Here is a 21,218-nt window from a genome sequence, read left to right on the forward strand (position 1 = left end):
TCATTCCGTCAGCGCCAGAAGTCCTTGAACCTACCCGGCGACAACTCAGTGTATCGCACCGTGTGCTGGATATTGCGGTGGCCGATGTCCTGCAGCGCCCGGCTATCGTGCCCCCTGTTGGCCAGCGCGAAGCCGCAGGCGTGGCGCAGCATGTGAGGATGGGCCGGAAAGCCTAGCTTGGCCTCGACACCAGCGCGCTCCACCATGCGCGCAAAGCCTGCCGTCGTGAACGGCGACCCCCGCTCGCTGGTGAACACGAACGGCGACTCGGGATCCTGCTCCCGCTGCAACTTGCGCAGGGCCCGCATTTCATCGCCGACCACGGGATGGGTGGCAGGCGTGCCTTGGCCCTCCGGACGGGCACGATGGCGCTGCTTGACAACTAAGTGTACACGCTGCGGGCTACGTTTGTAGGAAATCCCGTCGACGACGACCTAGCGCGTCCGCGCACCACGCTCCTTGGCGTAACGTTCGCCAGCGGCCTCCACAGCTTTGGCATGCAGACCAGCGAGTTCAGGCCGCGCGGCGCGGGCGCGCTCGGCGGAGTCAAGGGTCGACTGGGCCTGTCCCTGGAAGTGGGGCATGACGTGGCGGGCGATCAGCTCGAAGCTCTTGGCGGTCGCCTGCGGGTTCGCCCAATTGTGGCCGAGCAGCAGATAGCACCCGAAGCCGCCGTTTGATTGTTTGACGAGCCGGTCGATCTGTGCGGCACACTCTTCCGGCGTTCCGATCACGCCGAGGCCGGATTTGTTGATGAAGTCGATCATTTCAGCGGCGCTGTCGCCAAGCACGGCCATTTGCGGGAAGGCCGCAACCGCCTGAAAGTAACGGAACCAATGCTCGATGCCGTACTGTACGTCGGCGATCGCCTGCTCCTTGGTTTCTGCACAGTGCATCGGGCCTACGAGGCGCCAATTCGAGCGGTTGACCGTCTTGCCGTGCACCCGCGCTTCCTCGCCCAGCACATCCCAATGCAGTGCCAGGGCATCGAAGCCAGCTGCTGTCGTCGCGCCGACCGAGAGGAGTCCGATGCCATGCCGCCCTGCGAGCTTGGCCCCCGTGGGCGACGCCACGGCCGCTACCGCCACGTCGAAAAGCGGATTGGAATAAGGCCGAAGATGCAGCCGTGCATCTCGCAGATCCCAACGATGGTTCTTGAATGTCACCGGCTCATCTGCTGCCAGCAGCCTCATGATAACGTCAAGGCTCTGCTCGAGGAGCTCACGCGTCTCGGACTGAGAGACCCCGATCATGATGCCGTCCGTCGGCAGCGAGCCCGGACCGGCACCGAACATCACGCGGCCGCGGGTCAGGTGATCAAGCTGCACGATGCGCTCCGCAACCCACAGCGGATTATGATAGGAGAGGCTGACGACGCCCGTGCCAAGCTTGATGTGACGCGTGCGTTCGGCCGCAACCGCGATCATGATTTCGGGCGACGCACTGATCTCCGTACCGGCGGAATGGTGCTCACCAAACCACGCTTCATCGTAACCGAGACGGTCGAGCCAAGCGACCAGATCCAGGTCATTCTGTAGGGCTAACGTCGGATTAATGCCGGGCTTATGGAAGGGCGCGAGAAAAACACCGAAACGCAGTCGGGATGTCATAGGCATGTCCTCCATCGAATATTGGCTGAGGCGTCTCCCATAAGGAAATGCGACCGTCTCTTCAAATTGACGAACCCTGCAGCCAAACACATCTTACGCGAGCGCGGAGTCATAGTCTATTGGCGCGGTGCGCAGTCACTAATCCGTCTACGCGAGCCGGAGAGACGCCGACAGCGCCAACTATGAACCACCAACGTCGACCTGATAAATGGGCAGCACAGCAACCCGCTGCGCAGGGTGATGTTAAACACCGAGACGACCGAACCGAGGATGTTTCGCACGCCATAGCGCAGGAAATACGGCGCCACCTCGGCTTCGAAGGTTGCAACCTAAGAGCTGGAGGACTCCATCGACCGCCGAGTCAGCCAAGACCGTCAGCTGACGCGCGGGATATGCCATTTCATGAAATCCTCGAATGCCAGGCCATCAGGCTGCTTCAGATTGCCATATGACCCCGCTTGTAGGCATAGCCACGGACTTCGGAGCACTGGCGGCGGCGCATGTAGGTTCGAGTTCATGGACCGGCTTTTCCTTCGGTCGCCTCACGAAGCCATCCAGGCGGGTCGAGCCACTGAGGAGGTGGCGCATCTTCCGTCAGGACGGTGCGCGCCGACCCCCGTTCCACCAATAGCCCACGCCTTTCCAGCGCCCGCGTGAGTTCGTGACATCACCCGAGATAAAAAGTTACGCGCTCTAGCTAGCCGTGCCTTAGGTGTAGTTGGATAAGGAGGTGGTTGGCAGGAGGTGCGAAATGACGGTTTTGCCCCTGTGGATGGAGATATTGGTGAACGTGATCGGCTATGCCGGTTTCATCGGCATCGCGACCTGGCACAAATCACCAGACGAAATCACAACAGACTCTCCCCTGCGTCGTCATTCGAGGCGGTGACGACCCCAGTCAGGGATCAACACTCCTGACCATCGATCATTTTTCGGCGCGCGGTCGCAAAGAACTTGGCCACGGTCACCGCACGTCCATTTTGATGAACGGCAGGACCGGTACTGCAGCGACACCAATGGTCAAAACGCGCCGCGATAATGTGGGGCAATAACCGGTGCCGGTACCTGACGCGATTCAATCCCGCATTACCGCCCCGGAGCTTCCTCCCGCGCCCTCGCCGCACGCACGCCGGGCTTACCTCGTTCCGACGCTGACGATGGCATGGCAAGCTCGGTCACTTCGCGCGCTTGAACACCAACTCCAGCGTCACACCTGCAGGTGTGCGCGGGTTCGTGAGCTTCAATTCGTCGTCGGTAATCGACGTGACGATCCGGCGCTGATTAGGCTCTCCGACGAAATTCGGAACCGAACTCGTCTCGATGTTGAGGTGAGCCGTCTTCGTGGTTTCGTCCAGCGTGTAGGTTCCAGTGTAGGCAACCACGCCCGACGCAACGGCCATGGCTTCCTCGGGGGACGGTCGTGCCGGATCGCCCGACGCATACTTCGGCACCTCGGTGCGCACCGTGATGAAGTGGAAGCGGCCGTCGGCTGTGTAGGTCACCGCGCCTTGGGCGCTTGGCCGCGGCACGGCGCTGCCATCCTCACGCTTACCTGTGCTGGACACGTAAATCCACGTGCCGACGAGTTGATCCTTGAGGGACTTTCCTTGCGCCACGCTGTGGCTTGGGAAAGCAGGAATTGTGACCAGCGCAATTGCAAAGAGGCCAAATACGCAACGCCTGTTCATGAGACCTCCTAAAGTTGGTCCACCCACGGTACAACAAAAGCTGGTGGCCAGACCAGTTTCGCATTCATGACAGCGTCGCGCCTTGCAGGATCGGCGGATCAGCCGCCAAGCGACGGCAATGGCAACCCGCGCTGGCACCGAACAAGCCGGGAGACGGGCGACACCGGGCGGGCGACCCGCAGCTCAGCGCCCAGGAAGGCGAACAGCGCGCGGGGAGCGACAGGCAGAACGTCAGTCAGCTCGGAGATATACGCCCAGTATCTGCTCGATACCAACCATCCCCTGCTGGCGATTTCTGCCGCGGCGGGCGAACGCTAGGCTAAGACTGGCACGCAGGTCCTTCCCGCCTGGTCGAAGGGAAGCAGTGGCCTACTGCACCCGCCTCTATGACTGGTACTGGAGTCCCAAGGCGGTTCAATCCCGACATATCCCCCGGGGTCTCCCCACCCCACCCGCAGCCGCGCCCAACCGCGGGCAAAACGGAGCTATCGCCAAATTTTGGTGACGGCCGGGCCGGTCAGGCGGCGGCGGTTATGGGCTGACGGTCAGCGGGTTTAGCGATGACCTCGATCCCGTTGTTGAATGTCACACCGAGAACGAGTTTTGGCAACTGGTTGTGGCCGTCGAGACGACGCCAGCTTTTCTGAGCGGCCTCGAGCAGCTTGAAGACCATCGCGAGCGCGGTCCGGTTGGACAGGCATCCCTTCGATCGGATGGTGCGGTGGCGCACGGTAGCGAAGGTGCTTTCAATGGGATTGGTCGTCCGCAGGTGTTTCCAGTGTTCAGCCGGGAAGTCGTAGAACGCCAGTAGCGTGTCGCGATCCTTGCTCAGGCAGTCCGCCGCCTTCTCGTATTTGGGCGTGTAGCTTTCGATGAAGGCGTCGAACGCCAGTTTGGCGGCGGCCTTGGTTTCGGCCATCCAGATCTCCTGCAATGCGCGCTTGGCCTTCGGCTGCTGGCTCTTCGGCAACTTGGCGAGTACGTTGGCGGTCTTGTGCACCCAGCAGCGCTGCTCGCGCGTTTTCGGCCACACCTCACCGGCCGCCTTCCAGAACCCGAGCGCGCCATCGGCGATGGTAAGCCGCGGCGGCACGTCGAGCCCGCGCCGCTTCAGATCGAGCAGCAGATCGCGCCAGTCCTGCGCGCTCTCGCGGGCGCCATCGGTGAAGCCGACCAGTTCCTTGCGGCCTTCCGGCGTCGCGCCGATCAGCACCAGGATGCACTGCTTTTCGTCTTCGAGGCGGGCCTGGAGATGGATGCCATCGGCCCAGATGTAGACGTAACGTTTCGCCGACAGATCTCGCTTCTGCCACGCGGTGTGTTCGTCAAGCCAACCATCCTTCAAGCGGCCGATGGCGGATGCCGACAACCCGGCAGCGTCCTTGCCGAGCAGTGCCGCCAGCGCCTCGGAGAAGTCCCCGGTCGAGATCCCCTTCAGGTAAAGGATTGGCAGCAGCGTCTCGATCGATTTCGAGCGGCGCATGTAGGGCGGCAGGATCGATGGCGAGAACCGGATGCGGTCGGCGTCGGCAGGGTTCGCCTCACGATCGCGCACACGCGGCTGTCGGACGGCGACCGCGCCGATACCGGTCATCACCTCGCGTTCCGGCAGGTGACCGTGGCGCACGACCCGCTGGTGGCCATCTGCGGTCTTCAAATCGGCATGCTTGCCGAGAAAGTCCGCGACCTCGGCCTCAATCGCCTGGGCCAACAGAGTACGTGCCCCAGTACGTATGATTTCCGTGAGTTGATCGTCGACGTTCGTTGGATGAATCAGCTGGATGATGTTATCTTTGGACACGGCATATCGCTCCTTTGGTGGAGAAGTGGAGGCGTCAAGCACCCCCACGATATGCCGCCTTCCCGATTCCCGCCGTCACCAACTTTCAGCGATAGCTCACTCCGAAAGTTAGACTTTCAAAACGGGGTGATGCGATGAGGTACGGCTATGCGCGGGTGAGTTCGAAGAGCCAGGACTACGCCGGACAGGTAGCCGCGCTGGAAGCCGCAGGATGCGAGCGGATATTCAGTGAGAAAGCGTCAGGTAAATCGACCAATGGCCGGCCAGAGTTTGAAAAGCTCAAGCGTGGCCTGCCCGCGGCGATACCATTGTCGTGACCAAGCTCGACCGGCTGGCCCGCTCTAGCCGAGACCTCCTTAACATCCTTCACAATCTCGCCGAACGCGAATGCGCGACCTGGCTCAACGCCTTCGTGTACGTTGGATCGCTCACCTTGAAGCTTGGTCAGCCGTTGCACCGGCAAGTCAGAAAATAGCGTTTCGCGGGCACCTCAGCGGCTACCCGATTGCCGGCGGATATCTTCCAAAAGACCGCGCATCACGCCGATCTCTTTGCCGAAGCCTGTCCAATCACCGGATTTCAACCGCTCCATGGCCTAATTGTAGTGATCGAGCGCCTCCTGCGCGCGTCTTGCGGCGGACCCTTCGCTGGGCGATTCCGCGATCGCACCCGGCGGCGGCGCGGGTTCGTTGTCCACGAAGAGTGCCGACAGTGCCTCGACAAGTGTTTCTTTCATGACGACGTGCTCGCCATAGGCGGCAATCACCCGCTTGAGCTCCGGCAAATGTCCTTGCTCGGCCCGCAAATACAGCGGCGACACGTAGAGAATCGAATTCTCGATCGGGATCACGAGCAGATTTCCCCGGATCACCCGCGACCCCATCTGGTTCCACAGCGATATCTGCTGGGCGATCTCCGTGTTCTGATGAATTCGCGCCTCGATCTGGAACGGTCCGTAGACCAGCTTCTCCTTGGGAAATTCGTACACGATCAGCTTGCCATAGCCGGGCTCGTCGCAGCGCGCGGCGAGCCATGAGATCATGTTGTCGCGACGGCTCGGCACCATCGGGATCATGATGAAGAACTCGGCTTGCGCCTCTCCGGGCAGCCGCATGATGATATAGTAAGGTACCATCGTGGTAATGCCGTCCATGGACGAGACGCCGTCACCGGCCGGCTGACGCGGAAAAGGCTATGGTCTCAAGCTCAAGGTAAAGTACCAGCGCGTCAATCAATATCAACAAGTTACTGATTTGCGGAAGATTACCCGGCTGGCTGTGGCGCTCCCTAGGGGAATCGAACCCCTGTTTCAGCCTTGAGAAGGCCAAGTCGATCCAATTGATGATCATCGCAAAGCGAGTTCGACGATTGCAGACACTTGCACTTTTGTGGCTCGCCTCCCTGAACGATCGACCGCGGCGGCTTATGTGCCCCTGCGCCGATCACATGGTAGAGAGCGGAAAATGCCGTTTGAAAAAGCCGGTTTAGTATCGGCTTTTCAAACGGCGCTTTTTCGTAAGTGCTTGAATTGAATGGCGCGCCCGAAGAGATTCGAACTCCTGACCCCAGATTCCTAGTCAGTCGGCGGCTCACGCAGGCGGAGTTGAGCTCAATTACATTCAGAGCAACCCACCTATCTGCACGACTTAGCCGCCGATTCAACGACCTCAGCATTAACTTGTTCACGTCGGGTCAGTCCTCTGCGACCGTGATGGGTCGCCGGAGCTCATTCCTTGATTAGCCGTGAGAGAGATTTTCGCCTCCAACAGGAACGGCGTTGGTTGTAGCCGATGGACCCACATCGACGGAGTCAGCGAGAACGTCATCCGCTACATCCAGGAGATCGAAGCCCGCGACTGATGATAGCTGGAGCACCGAGCAAGAGGAGACGGGCCATGACGGGAATGCACAAGGCGCAACGAGAGGTGCCAGCGCCAACGCAGCGGCTGTTCCTGACACGCCGGGAGGCTGCCATCGAATTGCGGATGTCGCTGGCAAAACTGGACCGTGTAATCGCGCGCGGCGAGCTGAAGGCCAAGAAGCACGGACACTCGGTGGTGGTGATGGCGGGCGAGATCACGCGCTATATCGAGCAATGGCCCGACGTACAACCGAGCGCCGTTCGTGGCGCGCGGTGAAGACTAATTTTCAGCTACGAGCCTTCCGTTGCGTCTCCAACGCCGCATATACAGGCGACCGCCTTGAGCTGCGGCCTCGGCCGCGCAAGGTAGCGCTCCCATGCATTCATGATGCCCATGCGGGGCTTCCAGAGCCGATTGCGCCGGTAGGCGCGCTTGACCTTATCGCCCGGATTGTGCGCCATGCAGTAACCGATGGCGTCGGGATTGAACTTCATGGTTTCGCCGTCGTCCTGCAGCTCATTTTCCGCCCACGTCTGGAAGGTGGCGCGCATGCCGTGCGGTGTCGCGTTCTTCTTCAGCGTATCCACGAGCAGATCGCGCATGGTGTTTTCCGAGATCGGCTGCTCGAACGGATTTGTGAGCTGACTGGCATCGCCGGGCCACAACAGCCCGACCGGCTGGCCGGGGAAGGTTTCTTGCAGGTACGCAATCTGCTCCTTGAGCACGGCGACGAGACGCGGCACCATCGGCAGGATGAACGGATGGCCGTCGTCATCGACCTTCATCAGGTCGTTCGGCACCGTCCATTTCGGTCCCGGCCGCAATGGATCGTCGGCGCCGGCTTTCAGATCGAGATGGTCGATGTGCAGATAGCGCACCGCATTGGTGCGCAGGTTGGACAGGATCAGCGCTTCAAGCGCGCGTGCCGACTGGCTCTTGATGGCGCGCAGCTCGACCATGAACTCAGGCATCTTCTCTCCCTTGAGCGCTTTCATGGGTCCGCGAATCCGCCCGCGCTTTTTGACGGGCTTGCCGAGCACCGCGACGATAGCCTCAACGCTTGCCGGATCGCCCATGGGACGCAGTTCTTCCCTCGCCGCCGCCTTCAGGACGCGGGCAACCAGCGAACGCACTTCCTCGGCCATGGCCGGCTTGGCGTCCCAGATCGGACGCATGACGTGGAGCACCTCGGGCGTGCCGATTTTCTCAATCGGCAGATTGTTGATCGCCGTGCAATAGATCGGAATGATCCGCTTCATGCCTGCGGCATCCTTGGCATTCTTGCGCTTGCCAGCCCACCCTCCGACGACTTTCGTGCCATAGATTTCGAAGGTCGGGCCGGTCTTGCGGCGGCCCACGCCTTTTGTGGCCTCAGGATAGATGCCCTGCTTGATGTCGTCCTGCAGTTTAAGATGCGCGGCGAGCGCGGCGCTGTAAGAGAAATCCTCGACGCTGCCCAGTGGCGTGAGCTTGGGCTGGCGCTTCTGGCTCTCCTTCAGCATGTGCTTGGGCTTCTCCCACTGCGAATAGAACAGACGCGAGTTGCCGGTCACGAGCAGTTTGAAGCTGCGATGGTGTTCATCGGTATAGAGCTTCTGCTTGCGCTTGCCTTTCTCGTCCAGCCCCCCGTCCGGCAGGGAGTGAAGATTCTTGGCGTTAAAGAACTTGGTCATAATTCCGGAAAATCCATTGTTCGATTGGGCGCAATGCCCAGTCACCCGTAGAGGATTATCTAGTTTGATTCCGTTTTTAATTCAAGGCGGCCCGAGGCGGGTGATGAGAGATGCAGACGCAAGACATCGCTTGAGGAGAAAATTCCCGAATTAACAAAGTCTTGTCGTCATGCGCGCGATGCGATGGGAGGAGATGGGAGGAGGATTGAGGAGGCTTGATAATACCGATGGCTGGGGCGGGAGGGATCGAACCTCCGAATGGCGGAATCAAAATCAGGCAGGACCCTAAGCAATTCCAACGCACGTTCTGAATTTCGCGAGGAATTCGCCCCCAGATATATCAATTACTTAGCTGCCGGTTCAGAATGAAAACCTTCTCTGCCATGTTTTTGGGGCTCTATCGCTCGGTGGCCGGTGGTGGTCACAGGTCTTTCTCGGCAATTTCGCGAAACTTGCAATCGGGATCAGGCACGCCGCGTTCGTGAGGCCCTATCCCCTCGAAGAAACTTCACCCTTCGACGGCCAGACTGCGCGCATCCTCGCGCCTATCCTTCAGGAAGCTTACCAGCCGCATGCGTGCAGCTTTTTCTTCTTCCGGCGCCAGTGTGACCATCAGCCCACAGGTACGCATCACTTGGTCGATGACATCTTGCATGCAAGCCTCACTCCAAATTGAAATGAAACGTCACACAGGAACCAAAGTTCCTGATGAGTGTCGGTTTGGGTATTGCGAGTGGTAGGTCGCCATAGACCGTGTCACCCCTGTTTGCACTGCTGGAAGAGGATGGTACCCCGCGCCGAGTTCAACAAGGCGCACGGAGTTACTCTGTGTGGTTTGCGATAAACTCGACCCGATCGAGATGGTTGAGGTTAAAAAGTGGGCCGATGGCCCCCCTCGCCCAACCTATCTCCGAGACAACCCCCTAAACGAGCTTTGCCGTAGCAAGCGCTCCGAGGTGATGTCCCGGTATTCCACCTCCGCAACGAGGGACGGCTCAACCCATGTCGCCTTCGGTTTGCGGATGGCTTTGGTGAGCTTTGATTTTGGGCTCTCGACCATATCGAGCTGCTTCCTGATTTAGCTCGAAACGGTGCGGGACCAGCCGGTGCCTACCTTCCCCATGTCAGCAGAGAGAACAGCTTGACGTCGCGCCATGATCTGTTGCGCTGAGACGTAGGTCCGTTTTTCGAACGCCACGTATCTGGGTTGTGACAATACGAGCAGCGCAACAGGCAGTCCGAGACGAAGAGGACCACCCCCGGACGCCCGGTCAGTCGTAGCGTGATGAGGTCTCGTCGGGACGGGCATAGCCGAAGTCGCCGCCGGCCTCCTCCGGCGCCTGGCTTTCATACCCTCCCAAATCGGACAGCACTAGCCTGTTGCTAGGTCGATTTCAGGCCACAAGCGGCGGTCGAGGACCGCGCGAGAGAAGTCCGGTATAGCCGTCACATAGCTTCAGCCGACTTGGTTGATTTCGCCGGCTCTGGATTTGTCTCTGTCGCAACCGCGCTGCTTACGAATTGTCCCTGCACTGGTTTGGGCGTCGGCTCGTCAACCGCTGCGTCGGGGTTTCTCGGCTGATGATCAACCATATCGGTGGTGACCAGATTGGTCAGTCGCAATTCTTCCCGCGACAGTTCATGCAGATCTTCCCAGGGCGGCACGTTCAGCGACAGCGACAGCAAATCGCCCGCACCGCCCATGTCGAAGGTATACTTGGCGAGACGACCGATATCGCGTTCCACGATCATCAGATCATCTGCGCTGTAGGTCGCTGCCTTGGCGTCATTGGCGCGGTCGCCCATCCATATCTGATGCACACGAACATGGGCAGTCTCGGGCACGTAACGCGTCTTGCCCGACAGAAGCAGGAACACGCACATCGATTCGCAATAGGCCACGGGCGCCACGTTGGGCAGAGCGCTCTGCGTAGTGTTGGTCTGAACGCTGATGCCGACGGTGGTCAGCACCCCGAGATTGCGCCAGCGCCGTCCGAGCGCGATCGAGTCGTTGACCGAACCGCCGCTGGAATCCAGCACGATGGTCGCGCTGCCGAGCTGCCGGCCGCGCGCGAATTCATCGAAATCCCTTGGACTATCCGCAGTCACGATACCGACCGCGCTGACCCAGCCCCGGCAATTCGGTTGGCAAGGGACCCAGCTGAACTTCATCGGCAATTTGCGTGCTTCGAACGCGACGCCGGCACGCGCCGAACCGGCCAACAAGGCCATCAGGCCGACCAATGCGATGCAAAGAGCGGCGCCAATCAGCAGCATCCAAGATCGGGTGGTTGCCCAGCGAGCGGGCATGATTCCGTAACCTCGGCTGGCTATCGGGTGGAGTTAGCCGCGTTGCGGCGGCGTGTATGCGCCGACGACAGCTGGTGCTGCGCGGTCGGCAGTACGGCATGAGAATCGAATTTCAGCCAGGGCTGATGCTTGGCGCGCCATTTCGGACCGGGGCCGCGCATGTAGTGCAGCTCGGGCCGGTAACTATCGCGCACGTCCATAATCAGGTTGCGAACGACGCTGGCGAAGTCGGAGGCTGACTCAGCCGTCCTGCGAGCAAAACCTGACAATGCGATTGCACCCATGATTCTCATCGCTGGAACTCCTCGATTGCCGCTCGATAGGTCAGGCGATTAACACCCCGAGCGTAGCCACGAGAGGAGAACCAAACCATTGCACAGAGGTCGATCGCGTACGGCACATTGGCTAAGAAGAGCAAACCTATGTTTAGGGCCTGCCTACCCGAGCCTTGGTGGGCCCCGACCAAGTTCAAACGTTAGAGGCACAACACCCGATCTCGCTGCGAAATCCGTTCTAAAAGGGGACCTTCCCGGTCCTCTGCGCCAATATCGCAAGAATCGGCGGTTCCGGGAGCTCGCAACAACCGGTTCTTGCGATTGGTCAACCGGCAAATATCGAAGCTTGCTGTGTGAAGAGAGTCCGACCGAACTGCCGACTAAGAGACGCCCTTCGCATTGACATTTCACACGAATTTTCCCGAAGTCACTCCGCCGCTTAGCGCGTGGTGTCGCAGTGGCAATCCAAGACGCCCACACACATCGAGCAGCGCTCCAGCGAGCGAGTGCGTCGTTATCGTGATAGGCGTCGGCGTGATGCGTTGCCATTCGGTGCCGCGCGGATAGTTGATCAGCTGGACATAGATGCGTGCTCGGCGAGCAGGAGATCGCTCACTTCCTTGCACCTCTCCGGATCGCCCACCATTACCGGCACAATGTGCGTCTCACTGGGCATTACCGGCAGACCTGCTGCATTGAGGACGGACTTTACCCGCGCCGCGCGTTCCTGATGGCGGTCGCGCTCCCATTGCGAAGTCTTGAGGTGCCCGATCGCCGCGGTAGCGGCGGCGCAGACCGCCCGCTATTGAACCGCCCGCTTGCTATGACTTTTTCAACCTTGCTGGATTGTAACAAAGCTGACTTGAAGGTCGGAGATATGCATTACAGGTCGCATCACACTCAGTGTGACTCTCTTCCGCAAGAGACAGAATCATGGTCGATCAAGAAGTAGTTGGCAGTCAGCTCAAGAGGGATCGTTGAGCTATCGCTGAAAGTTGGTGACGGCGGGAATCGGGAAGGCGGCATATCGTGGGGGTGCTTGACGCCTCCACTTCTCCACCAAAGGAGCGATATGCCGTGTCCAAAGATAACATCATCCAGCTGATTCATCCAACGAACGTCGACGATCAACTCACGGAAATCATACGTACTGGGGCACGTACTCTGTTGGCCCAGGCGATTGAGGCCGAGGTCGCGGACTTTCTCGGCAAGCATGCCGATTTGAAGACCGCAGATGGCCACCAGCGGGTCGTGCGCCACGGTCACCTGCCGGAACGCGAGGTGATGACCGGTATCGGCGCGGTCGCCGTCCGACAGCCGCGTGTGCGCGATCGTGAGGCGAACCCTGCCGACGCCGACCGCATCCGGTTCTCGCCATCGATCCTGCCGCCCTACATGCGCCGCTCGAAATCGATCGAGACGCTGCTGCCAATCCTTTACCTGAAGGGGATCTCGACCGGGGACTTCTCCGAGGCGCTGGCGGCACTGCTCGGCAAGGACGCTGCCGGGTTGTCGGCATCCGCCATCGGCCGCTTGAAGGATGGTTGGCTTGACGAACACACCGCGTGGCAGAAGCGAGATCTGTCGGCGAAACGTTACGTCTACATCTGGGCCGATGGCATCCATCTCCAGGCCCGCCTCGAAGACGAAAAGCAGTGCATCCTGGTGCTGATCGGCGCGACGCCGGAAGGCCGCAAGGAACTGGTCGGCTTCACCGATGGCGCCCGCGAGAGCGCGCAGGACTGGCGCGATCTGCTGCTCGATCTGAAGCGGCGCGGGCTCGACGTGCCGCCGCGGCTTACCATCGCCGATGGCGCGCTCGGGTTCTGGAAGGCGGCCGGTGAGGTGTGGCCGAAAACGCGCGAGCAGCGCTGCTGGGTGCACAAGACCGCCAACGTACTCGCCAAGTTGCCGAAGAGCCAGCAGCCGAAGGCCAAGCGCGCATTGCAGGAGATCTGGATGGCCGAAACCAAGGCCGCCGCCAAACTGGCGTTCGACGCCTTCATCGAAAGCTACACGCCCAAATACGAGAAGGCGGCGGACTGCCTGAGCAAGGATCGCGACACGCTACTGGCGTTCTACGACTTCCCGGCTGAACACTGGAAACACCTGCGGACGACCAATCCCATTGAAAGCACCTTCGCTACCGTGCGCCACCGCACCATCCGATCGAAGGGATGCCTGTCCAACCGGACCGCGCTCGCGATGGTCTTCAAGCTGCTCGAGGCCGCTCAGAAAAGCTGGCGTCGTCTCGACGGCCACAACCAGTTGCCAAAACTCGTTCTCGGTGTGACATTCAACAACGGGATCGAGGTCATCGCTAAACCCGCTGACCGTCAGCCCATAACCGCCGCCGCCTGACCGGCCCGGCCGTCACCAAAATTTGGCGATAGCTCGGATCGTTTCCCTTTCCAGAGTGAGGGCGACACCACTGAACTACACGCGAGGACTGGTAATGTCGCACATAGACATGAAGCCTGGCGCGGTTATTCCGGCATATCTCCACAGAGGCACCGCCGAGGCACTGTATGTTGTAGAGGACGACTTCACCAACGAGGGCAAGCAGTACCAGGCAGGCACTTCGTTGTACTTCAAGGGCAGGTAGGGAACACGGCCCGGACGCCATGAAGAATGGGTGCAAGCTGCTCATCCTTTGGACAGAACGCACTGCGAATGAGGCGGCAGATCTCACTGACTTCCTGATCGCTTAATGACAGCCGGGATGTCATGATCGGGCAACGAGCCTAAAGCGATAACCCTCGCGTAGTCGCCGGCGGCCCAGCAGTCCACTCTCGTTGCCTCGAGCGAGCTGCCGCGAGCCCATTCAACTGCTCTACCGGCGGCATGAATGCGGGGCTGGATTGTTGCGCCACGAGCGTGTCAAATCACCGAATCGCCCCATCGCTTGCTTGCCATTCATTCCGTCGGCTACGGCACGTTCAACCCTCAGCGTCCATATTATCTAGCGTCCCACGCACTGCTTTCACAATGTAAGACGTTGCCATGCGATCGAGATTCCGCATGGCATCTCGAGGCGGACGAAGTCCACGTCCAAGGAGGCGGTAGGAGTCGGAGAAACTCCAGGCCCCTGATCGCGACGTTAAGAGAACGGCTCGATTGGGCGATCTTGCAGCATCCCATCGACGAACAGGTCGACGTGCTCGTTGTAGAAGCTGAGCAGGTTTTCGATCTTCGGGCACTCGGGGATTGGCGCCGGATAACTCCACACGATGTCCTTGACGAGCTTGTCGCCCACCCGAGCCGACCAGTAGCGCGCCACACCTTTATACGGGCATCGCGTGACAGACTCGGTTGGCTCAAGCAGATCCATGCGCGCTTCAACCTTCGGAATGTAATAGCGGGTCGGTAGCCCAGTCTCGAAGAGGAGGATCGGCCGGCGAGTTTCACCCAGTGTCACGCCTTCAAGCTCAACCCGCACGTGCCTCGAACTGTGGACCGTGTCAACTCTTGTGTATGGATCACGTGGATGAACGAAGACCTGCTCGTCCTCCTCGAACCAGGCGTCCATTACATCCCAGTAGAAAGCGAGGTGACCTTCTAGTGCGGCTCGATCGCCGGCCGATTTGATGTAAGCGCGAGCCGCGTTTTGAACGGTGCGATCCTTTACCACCAAGCGCCAGCGAATGGTGTCCGCCGGTTGATGCGCCTGCTCCAAATACTCCATTCGGACATCCGCAATCGGAAACCAGTAAGCCGGCGGCCGCTTCGTTTCATAGACAAGGAGAACGTGCTCGCTGTCGGCGACCAGCCTTCCACCAAAGTAGGTCCGTACCCGGCGAGGGCTGCGTTCGATGTGTACTCCCTCCTTCAGCCGGGCCCGCTCCTCCGCAGCCGGAACGACTGGTCGTGCGAGTGTCTCAGGCATCTTGAATCTCCTTCCTTTTGGGGACGACGGACCTATCAAGCGATCATGCAGGAACGATACCGTCAGTCCAGCGTACAGGCGCCGGATTCGAGCAAGACCAAAAGACCGGCAAACGAGAACCGGTGTAAACGCGAGCCCCTTGGAAGTCTGACGTTTGCCTATTTCGAAAGGACGCCTGATCGTTCGTTCTCGCTCTTGTTCGGTAACTCCCTCGCGCCGAGCCGCCATGCCGTCCACTGCATCGGCCCAAATCGTGATCAGCACGACCGCAAAGATAACGGCAAATCTGACCCCAGAGAATCTTTGTTGCAGACATGGCATCAGGAGATCAGTTGATTCCACACCCCGCACACAAGCCTAAGTGAATGGGCGGCGCACCCCCGGGGTATTCCAGCGAATAAATCAGTCGTCACTCCCTATTCGATAGCGATCTTACGAGGGGCCCTGAAGTTCGCAGCCATGGCTTTTCGTCAAGTGTGACCGGCTCTGAAGCGGCTCGGGCAAATCGCGACTTCCGCACTCCAACCATGTCAAGGTAGTCCGGAACGCGAATTCTCGCGCAAAATCAAAGCGAAAGGCCGGTAGATGTGCAAACAGAGAAAGTACAAGATCCGAACGAAACGATGTTTGCTGTTGACGTGCTGTTGACGGGGGGCGGCTGTCGGAATTGGCTTCTATGCTCCGACAATCCCCGACTTTGCCCTCGACACGCACACGATGAAGACAAGGCGATGGGCCGTGGCCTCGATCATTTCCGCAAAGAAGGCGCGAAGCTGATCCCACCGCCGACCGCTGATGACCCCTACGAGGACGAGGCGTATCGGCTGTGGACGATCAAGCAGCGCAGTAAGTAAGCCATAGCAGCGCGGCAACAGCCGCCTCACACGATCGCGAAAGCCAGCAAGCTCGAACCCAGCAGCACGAGGCTGGCCGCTATCAGCGTGAGGAACGCGTCGGAGACTAAATCGTGATTGCGCATGATACACCTGCCATGTGCGACGCTCGTCCGAACAGAGCGCAGGTCCTGAGCAGCGCCTCTGCTGCGCGACACAATCCGCGATTTGGGTAGGTTCTTCCATTAGACGTGCGTGCGGTCGCATAACCTCTTCTGATCGCCCGCAATAGACCTTGGTACGATTATCACGGCGAAGCGGCACCGAAGTCTGGGAGGCGTACGAAGGGTCTAGAATGGGAGCTGGGGCAAGGCCGCCTCGATTGGCGGCCCTGTGGCAGGTTTGTGCTCACGCCAGAAGCAGCAGCAGCGCGACCGCGACTATGACGACGACCAGCGCGATGAAGAGCAGGGCCCAGTGCGGAAGTGGTCGGCTAAGCGCGAGCGCCATAAACCTTCGTATCGTTCCGTGCCCCCTTTTGATGCCCGAGGTTTACCTATGTCCAATTGAGCCGTTGATCGCGATCGTCTTAGCTATGGGTATGCGGTAGCGAGACCCCCCTGTCCCCTCAGACCCGCTATCGCTGCCCTCCTCAGGGCGTTTCCTCCCTAGACTTGGGCCGCTTGTGGCAACGCAGGCGGCCCTTCTTTATGTGTTTGCCGTCACACCGTCGATCATTGGGAGCCGAAACTTGCCGCACGCCGCCGCTGGGCGTCTACGATCAGGCCAGCAGCATCAGCACAGCCTTTGCGTGCGAGATGGTACGTAAACTAGGACGATATGATGAATTGCAAATATCTTCATACCGCGCCGTCGCGCGGTCCCCGCGGTTGCGGCGCGCTCAGAAGGACCCGGTAAACTGCTTATCGGATCGCGACTGTCAAAGCCTCGCCCTCTTGCATGGGATCGAACTGAAAACTCTGTCCGCCGCTGTAACATCAAAATCGAAAAGCAGCGGTTCCGACCGAGCCGGGCACAGTTCATGGCCGGGCCTGTCCCGGCCATCCACGACTTCGCGTCACCTCAGCAACAACGGTTGGATGCCCGCGACAAGCTCGGGCCTGAGGAGGCGGGACCGGAGCCCGTGATTTAGATCAAGGAGTCGGCACCTTGTGCGTCAGCCTTGCGAACATTGTCCTTGTTCGAGGCAGGGGCAGATGCGCGTCGGAGCTTGTCCAGCGCACTCGTCCAGTCGCGAACACGAGCAACCTTGATAAAGGTGTCAAGCGCCGGCGAATACTGCCTCCCCGCCACGGCCAAAAGGTGCACCTCGCGCCGGACGGGGTCGCCCTCAATTGGAATAGCGGCGAGCGACGGCAGCCTGGGTGCGTGCTCTGGGGCCAGGATGGCCCCAAAACCGGCGGATGCCATTTGCTCAAGATGCCTTTCCTGAGCGCTCCTGTGCACAACTTTAGGGCCAGGATGGTCGGCAAAACAAGCCTGCTTGAATCGGCCTGCGACGTCGCATCCGACCCTTTCGAGAAATACCGCCTCCTGCAAGTCTTGGAGCGGGATAACGGTTTGCCTCGCCATCGGATGTTTCCGAGACAAGACGAGCACGTACCGCTCCTCGAACAGAAGCCAGCGGTCGATACGCTCAGGTAGCTCCACGGCGTCACCGACGAATGCGGCATTGATCTCGCCCTCTAAAAGCATCGCAACTAGCCCGTTGGCGTCCGCCTCGTGCAGATCGACTCGAAGGTCAGGGATGATCCTGGCAAGCTCCAAAAGCAATTCCGTAATGAGTGCGGCGGAGACTGACGGCACAAGCCCGATCTTCAGTGGGGCGATTGTCTTCTTTTGATAGCCTCGCGCCTGAAGCCGTACTGCCTCCGTGGCGGCAAATATTTTCTCCAGCGTGGGCAAAATCATCTTGCCCAGCTCCGTGAGCTGGGTGAGGTGACGTTCACGGTGAATCAACGCGCCACCGAGTTCTTGCTCCAGCTTTTGTACCGCCTTTGTCAGCGCCGGCTGCGTCACATTGCATTGCTCCGCAGCCCGCGTAAAATTGAGTGTCCTTGCTAGGGCTAGGAAGTATCGCACCTGATAAAGCTGCAGCTGCATACTCATACTCGAAAGATTTGCCGTGATTCGAACCGTTCCAGTTCGTTGCCATAGTAGGCAGGGGCGGTGGTCAAGCGGTTTGTCGTGGAGCTTCCGCGGAAACAGGTGTGCGCAGGCTCGGAATTGTCGACCCGCGTCTTGCGCAAGGTGTTCTCACCGACGCTGCTTCCTATTAACGTCGCGGTTGCATAGACCATCATAGGCAAGACCAGTTAAATGTCAGGGTTTGCATCGGGATCAGCTTGGCCATCTTTTCTCCGCCCGATAAGCGTCGTGTCAGCGAGCCATTATGAACCACCAGTCGGTCAGCAAACGCTCCTATGATTTCTGCGGTACATGCCATCCGCAACGCTCGGAATGGTCTCTGTCAGAAGAGGCAGCGTGCTGGTGCTCACCCCAACCCGAATAGCGTGGAAACGATGTCGGACGTTGACTCCTGCCATTCAAAGATCAGTTCGAACGGATTGATCTCTGCATATGGTCCAAGAGGTGGGACGTTCCCATTCCATCCGCGGTAACACTCCGCTCCGCAATACTGCTTTAGAGTAGAGAGATCGCGCAAATAACCCTTCTCCACCGGACGGCGACACGCCGCGCATTTCGACGGAACGACAGGTGTCCTGCAATTCACCAGTACGAATTTCATGGCCGTACTTCCGGGTGCTCAAGCTCGTTCTCCCTCGTTCGTTTTTGATCGCAATCCTCCTGCGCCGCACGGCCGACGAAAATGGAGAAACGAGATCCCCGACATGGAGTGGAAACGACGTCGATGCGGTGTCCAAGAAGCCTGATCGCCTGACAAACGATGAACAGGCCGATGCCAAGGCCGTCGCGTCGCGTAGCATCGAGGCGGGTAAAAGCTTCGAAGGCCTTCGGCACCTGGTCGATTGGGATGCCTATGCCGTTATCGTACACGTCGATACGGATGAACGAGCCTACGTTGCGGCAGCCAAGCACGATGCGGCCACCCGGCTGGGTGTATTTTACCGCGTTGCTTACCAAGTTGTGCAGCGCAGCGCTTAGAAGCAGACGGTCGCTTAATACCAATGCATCTGATGGAACGGAGCGGATGAAGATGCCCTTCTTCAGAGCCGTCTCTTCATTGTCGCGCCGCACCTGCCGAATGACTTCGCCGACGTGCACAGGTGCGAGTCGCGCTTCCTTCGAGCGCTCACGGAACGGGAGGGCCGTCACTAGTTGCGCCAATTGTTCTTTTAACCGGTCAATCGCATCTTGACCGGAACGAAGAAGCCGCAACTCGGAACTTGTCCGAGGTCCGTGCCCTAGGAGCTCGTTGGCGCTCTGAAGGATCTGCAGGGGTTGACGGAGATCGTGCCCAGCTATCGCAAGCAACAGAGTTTCGAAGTTGTGAGCCTGGTGCGGATCGGCGGTCGCAGTCATACTCCAGGTGATTGGCTGGGGGACGACACCGCTTTTCTTTAGCTTCCCACTGCGTTCGGCCGTTTCGATGCTATTGCTCGATTCGCGCATGATGTTCCTCTTTCGGGCGACTAACAGACCTAGTGCAATGGATCGGCACGCTACGCGTGAAGCGCGTCACGATATCGGATGGAGAAATCTCAACGGCTGGTGAATGACGTCTGCTCTGGCGCATTGTGATTTCACCTTCGAGCTTTTGAGCCGGTCTTACTCCTGCACACCAACAGGCTAGAGGCGTGTGTCGCGAGGCTCAACTGCACCTGCGGGGATCGGCATATGGTCGGCGGCCCAATAACACGCGAGTCCTGGATCGTCGCGAGCTGCAGCCTTGCGATTCGTCCGTGAGTCTCTCGCTCAGGCCAGCGGGTCGCGCTTATGCGTTTGCGCAATTCGGTCTGCTTGGCCTCGGGAGCATTCACGTGGAATGGGTGGATAGCGGTCTTTTCACTGCCCTTCGGCTGTGCAACAGCGCTCATGGATGAACTCTCTTCTGCAAGAACCAAACTCGGAAGACCTAACGTGCTCACAGCAGCGGTTGAGGCTGCGGCCTCGACAAGACGACGGCGATTCATACCGGGCGGCGTTTTCTGCATGACGGCCTCCTCGGTAACTGGGGTTGCCGGATTTGAGGTGCGGGCCCGCAAAGGCTCACGTCCTGCGAGGCATCACAGCAGGACGCGTGGTTCGTTTCTATTGGACGATCGCTGCTGTTGGCTAAACCAGCAGGCTGAGAACTTCAGCTTATCGTTCGGTTTGCTGAATGTTGGTTTAGAGCCGCACCGGCAGCGCGAACCGGAAGACGGCGCCACGCGGCTCATGCTCGTCGGCCCACAATCGCCCGTCATGGGCCTCGATGATGGAGCGGCAAATCGAAGGGCCAATCCCCACTCCGGCAGGCCTCGTGGTGACAAAGGACTCGAAAATCCGCTCAGCAGCGACGCCAGGCCCCCAGTCGCCTAGCGCGACGAGCAAGCCCTCCGCCGGGCTCGATTCCGTGCTGACCACCAGTTCGCGAGCGTCGTCATCGGTGCTGGTCATGGCCTCTATCGCGTTCACGATGAGATTCAGCACGACCTGCTGTGAACTCGATCTCCCTGAACAAGTGGCAACCCTTGCGTCAGCCGTCTCTGAACTGATACTCGTTGCTTAAACAGCGCGCCTCGTACGAGCTTAATCACTCTTCAATGGCCTCGCTCAGATCGAAGGACTCCAGGCGGGGTGGCGCTTTCTTGATCTGCTCTTGGATCCCACCGAGGATGTCGGCGGCTCGATAGGTCTCGCTGATTACGCAGTCGAGCGCCTCCCTGACCTCCGCTAGATCGGGCGGCTCCCGGGCAAGAAAAAGCGCAGCGCTGCGTGGGCGTTGTTGCGAGCCGCACCGATCGGCTGATTGATTTCGTGCGCGACGGAGGCGGCTAGGTGTCCCATCGGGACTAGGCGGCCCGCATGCGATATCCCCTTAGGGGTCAAAATTTGTACGCCCAATGACACCAGTTCCAAGGGGCGCACGCCCACGAGCCATCGAAGTATCGCAATCGCATGCGAGACGATTTATGCTCTCAAACGTCGGATGTTCGGCGCCAGGGGATGGGTGCGAACGCGTCCCTATCGCCCTCGGCATCTTTTTGCAACAGAGACGCGTTCCGAGTCCTCCCACAGCACCTCCACGGAGTCATCTCGCCCACTGGCGTGCGATAAGGTGGCTGCATTCATCCA

At 59.6% G+C, this 21,218-nt stretch carries 20 protein-coding genes, 1 tRNA gene and 2 pseudogenes; 6 read left to right on the forward strand and 17 right to left on the reverse strand.

Features of this window, described 5'->3' with window-relative positions; translation table 11 throughout:
- Nucleotides 1–8 precede the first annotated feature (8 nt).
- Both ACVWVY_RS39005 and ACVWVY_RS39010 read right to left on the reverse strand, forming a co-directional pair.
- Nucleotides 9–323, reverse strand: a complete 315-nt coding sequence (locus ACVWVY_RS39005) for a tyrosine-type recombinase/integrase (RefSeq protein ID WP_456631369.1) — start codon at nucleotides 321–323, stop codon at nucleotides 9–11.
- 111 nt (nucleotides 324–434) lie between these two features.
- Complete coding sequence (locus ACVWVY_RS39010; protein ID WP_456631370.1) at nucleotides 435–1,610, reverse strand: LLM class flavin-dependent oxidoreductase; 1,176 nt, start codon at nucleotides 1,608–1,610, stop codon at nucleotides 435–437.
- 751 nt (nucleotides 1,611–2,361) lie between these two features.
- Between ACVWVY_RS39010 and ACVWVY_RS39015 the strand changes: the two genes are divergently transcribed.
- Nucleotides 2,362–2,499 (forward strand): hypothetical protein, encoded by a 138-nt coding sequence (locus ACVWVY_RS39015; protein ID WP_456631371.1) that lies wholly within the window; start codon nucleotides 2,362–2,364, stop codon nucleotides 2,497–2,499.
- A 286-nt stretch (nucleotides 2,500–2,785) separates the two neighbouring features.
- Here the strand turns inward: ACVWVY_RS39015 and ACVWVY_RS39020 are convergent, their stop codons facing one another.
- Both ACVWVY_RS39020 and ACVWVY_RS39025 read right to left on the reverse strand, forming a co-directional pair.
- The gene (locus ACVWVY_RS39020; protein WP_456631372.1) at nucleotides 2,786–3,298 is read right to left on the reverse strand and encodes a lipocalin-like domain-containing protein; all 513 of its coding nucleotides are present in this window, start codon (nucleotides 3,296–3,298) and stop codon (nucleotides 2,786–2,788) included.
- A gap of 517 nt (nucleotides 3,299–3,815) precedes the next feature.
- Nucleotides 3,816–5,099, reverse strand: a complete 1,284-nt coding sequence (locus tag ACVWVY_RS39025) for an IS256 family transposase (protein ID WP_456631373.1) — start codon at nucleotides 5,097–5,099, stop codon at nucleotides 3,816–3,818.
- A gap of 134 nt (nucleotides 5,100–5,233) precedes the next feature.
- Here ACVWVY_RS39025 and ACVWVY_RS39030 point away from each other — a divergent pair, with 134 nt between their 5' ends.
- Together ACVWVY_RS39030 and ACVWVY_RS39035 are read left to right on the forward strand one after the other, a co-directional pair.
- Nucleotides 5,234–5,416 carry a recombinase family protein gene (locus tag ACVWVY_RS39030; RefSeq protein ID WP_456631374.1) on the forward strand — a complete coding sequence of 61 codons (183 nt, stop codon included), beginning with the start codon at nucleotides 5,234–5,236 and terminating at the stop codon, nucleotides 5,414–5,416.
- Nucleotides 5,413–5,574 (forward strand): hypothetical protein, encoded by a 162-nt coding sequence (locus ACVWVY_RS39035; protein WP_456631375.1) that lies wholly within the window; start codon nucleotides 5,413–5,415, stop codon nucleotides 5,572–5,574. Before ACVWVY_RS39030 ends, ACVWVY_RS39035 begins: the two co-directional genes overlap by 4 nt.
- Before the next feature lie 15 nt (nucleotides 5,575–5,589).
- On the opposite strand, the pseudogene ACVWVY_RS39040 reads toward ACVWVY_RS39035, so the two are convergent.
- A pseudogene (locus ACVWVY_RS39040) lies at nucleotides 5,590–6,288 on the reverse strand (UPF0182 family protein); the annotation flags it as partial.
- Nucleotides 6,289–6,377: 89 nt separating this feature from the next.
- Nucleotides 6,378–6,456, reverse strand: a tRNA-Glu gene (locus ACVWVY_RS39045).
- Nucleotides 6,457–6,994: 538 nt separating this feature from the next.
- Here ACVWVY_RS39045 and ACVWVY_RS39050 point away from each other — a divergent pair.
- Nucleotides 6,995–7,237, forward strand: a complete 243-nt coding sequence (locus ACVWVY_RS39050; RefSeq protein WP_456631376.1) for a hypothetical protein — start codon at nucleotides 6,995–6,997, stop codon at nucleotides 7,235–7,237.
- Between the two features lie 14 nt (nucleotides 7,238–7,251).
- Here ACVWVY_RS39050 and ACVWVY_RS39055 read toward each other — a convergent pair whose 3' ends face one another.
- From ACVWVY_RS39055 to ACVWVY_RS39085, 7 genes and pseudogenes are all read right to left on the reverse strand, one after another.
- Entirely contained in the window at nucleotides 7,252–8,634 is a 1,383-nt protein-coding gene (locus ACVWVY_RS39055) for a tyrosine-type recombinase/integrase (protein ID WP_456631377.1), read from the reverse strand.
- A gap of 508 nt (nucleotides 8,635–9,142) precedes the next feature.
- Nucleotides 9,143–9,289, reverse strand: a complete 147-nt coding sequence (locus tag ACVWVY_RS39060; protein WP_456631378.1) for a hypothetical protein — start codon at nucleotides 9,287–9,289, stop codon at nucleotides 9,143–9,145.
- A gap of 249 nt (nucleotides 9,290–9,538) precedes the next feature.
- Nucleotides 9,539–9,712 carry an ATP dependent DNA ligase gene (locus ACVWVY_RS39065; RefSeq protein ID WP_456632428.1) on the reverse strand — a complete coding sequence of 58 codons (174 nt, stop codon included), beginning with the start codon at nucleotides 9,710–9,712 and terminating at the stop codon, nucleotides 9,539–9,541.
- A 32-nt stretch (nucleotides 9,713–9,744) separates the two neighbouring features.
- Nucleotides 9,745–9,891 (reverse strand): 4Fe-4S cluster-binding domain-containing protein, encoded by a 147-nt coding sequence (locus tag ACVWVY_RS39070; protein ID WP_456631379.1) that lies wholly within the window; start codon nucleotides 9,889–9,891, stop codon nucleotides 9,745–9,747.
- A 189-nt stretch (nucleotides 9,892–10,080) separates the two neighbouring features.
- Entirely contained in the window at nucleotides 10,081–10,911 is an 831-nt protein-coding gene (locus tag ACVWVY_RS39075) for a hypothetical protein (RefSeq protein ID WP_456631380.1), read from the reverse strand.
- Between the two features lie 53 nt (nucleotides 10,912–10,964).
- A complete protein-coding gene (locus ACVWVY_RS39080; RefSeq protein WP_456631381.1) occupies nucleotides 10,965–11,228 on the reverse strand; it encodes a hypothetical protein in 264 nt (87 codons plus the stop codon).
- A 398-nt stretch (nucleotides 11,229–11,626) separates the two neighbouring features.
- Nucleotides 11,627–12,018: pseudogene (locus ACVWVY_RS39085) on the reverse strand (aminotransferase class I/II-fold pyridoxal phosphate-dependent enzyme); the annotation flags it as partial.
- A gap of 278 nt (nucleotides 12,019–12,296) precedes the next feature.
- On the opposite strand from ACVWVY_RS39085, the gene ACVWVY_RS39090 reads away from it, so the two are divergent.
- A complete protein-coding gene (locus ACVWVY_RS39090; protein WP_456631373.1) occupies nucleotides 12,297–13,580 on the forward strand; it encodes an IS256 family transposase in 1,284 nt (427 codons plus the stop codon).
- 739 nt (nucleotides 13,581–14,319) lie between these two features.
- Here ACVWVY_RS39090 and ACVWVY_RS39095 read toward each other — a convergent pair.
- Nucleotides 14,320–15,105, reverse strand: coding sequence for a DUF427 domain-containing protein (locus ACVWVY_RS39095; protein ID WP_456631382.1), 786 nt, complete (start codon nucleotides 15,103–15,105; stop codon nucleotides 14,320–14,322).
- 731 nt (nucleotides 15,106–15,836) lie between these two features.
- Here ACVWVY_RS39095 and ACVWVY_RS39100 point away from each other — a divergent pair.
- Nucleotides 15,837–15,959 (forward strand): hypothetical protein, encoded by a 123-nt coding sequence (locus tag ACVWVY_RS39100; RefSeq protein WP_456631383.1) that lies wholly within the window; start codon nucleotides 15,837–15,839, stop codon nucleotides 15,957–15,959.
- A 1,128-nt stretch (nucleotides 15,960–17,087) separates the two neighbouring features.
- Here ACVWVY_RS39100 and ACVWVY_RS39105 read toward each other — a convergent pair.
- From ACVWVY_RS39105 to ACVWVY_RS39115, 3 genes are all read right to left on the reverse strand, one after another.
- Nucleotides 17,088–18,062, reverse strand: coding sequence for a LysR family transcriptional regulator (locus ACVWVY_RS39105; protein ID WP_456631384.1), 975 nt, complete (start codon nucleotides 18,060–18,062; stop codon nucleotides 17,088–17,090).
- 642 nt (nucleotides 18,063–18,704) lie between these two features.
- Nucleotides 18,705–19,553 (reverse strand): sensor histidine kinase, encoded by an 849-nt coding sequence (locus ACVWVY_RS39110; RefSeq protein WP_456631385.1) that lies wholly within the window; start codon nucleotides 19,551–19,553, stop codon nucleotides 18,705–18,707.
- Between the two features lie 717 nt (nucleotides 19,554–20,270).
- On the reverse strand, nucleotides 20,271–20,573 hold the full coding sequence (locus tag ACVWVY_RS39115) for an ATP-binding protein (RefSeq protein WP_456631386.1): 303 nt from the start codon (nucleotides 20,571–20,573) through the stop codon (nucleotides 20,271–20,273).
- Nucleotides 20,574–21,218: the final 645 nt, after the last annotated feature.

This window comes from Bradyrhizobium sp. URHC0002 (genome assembly GCF_054059515.1).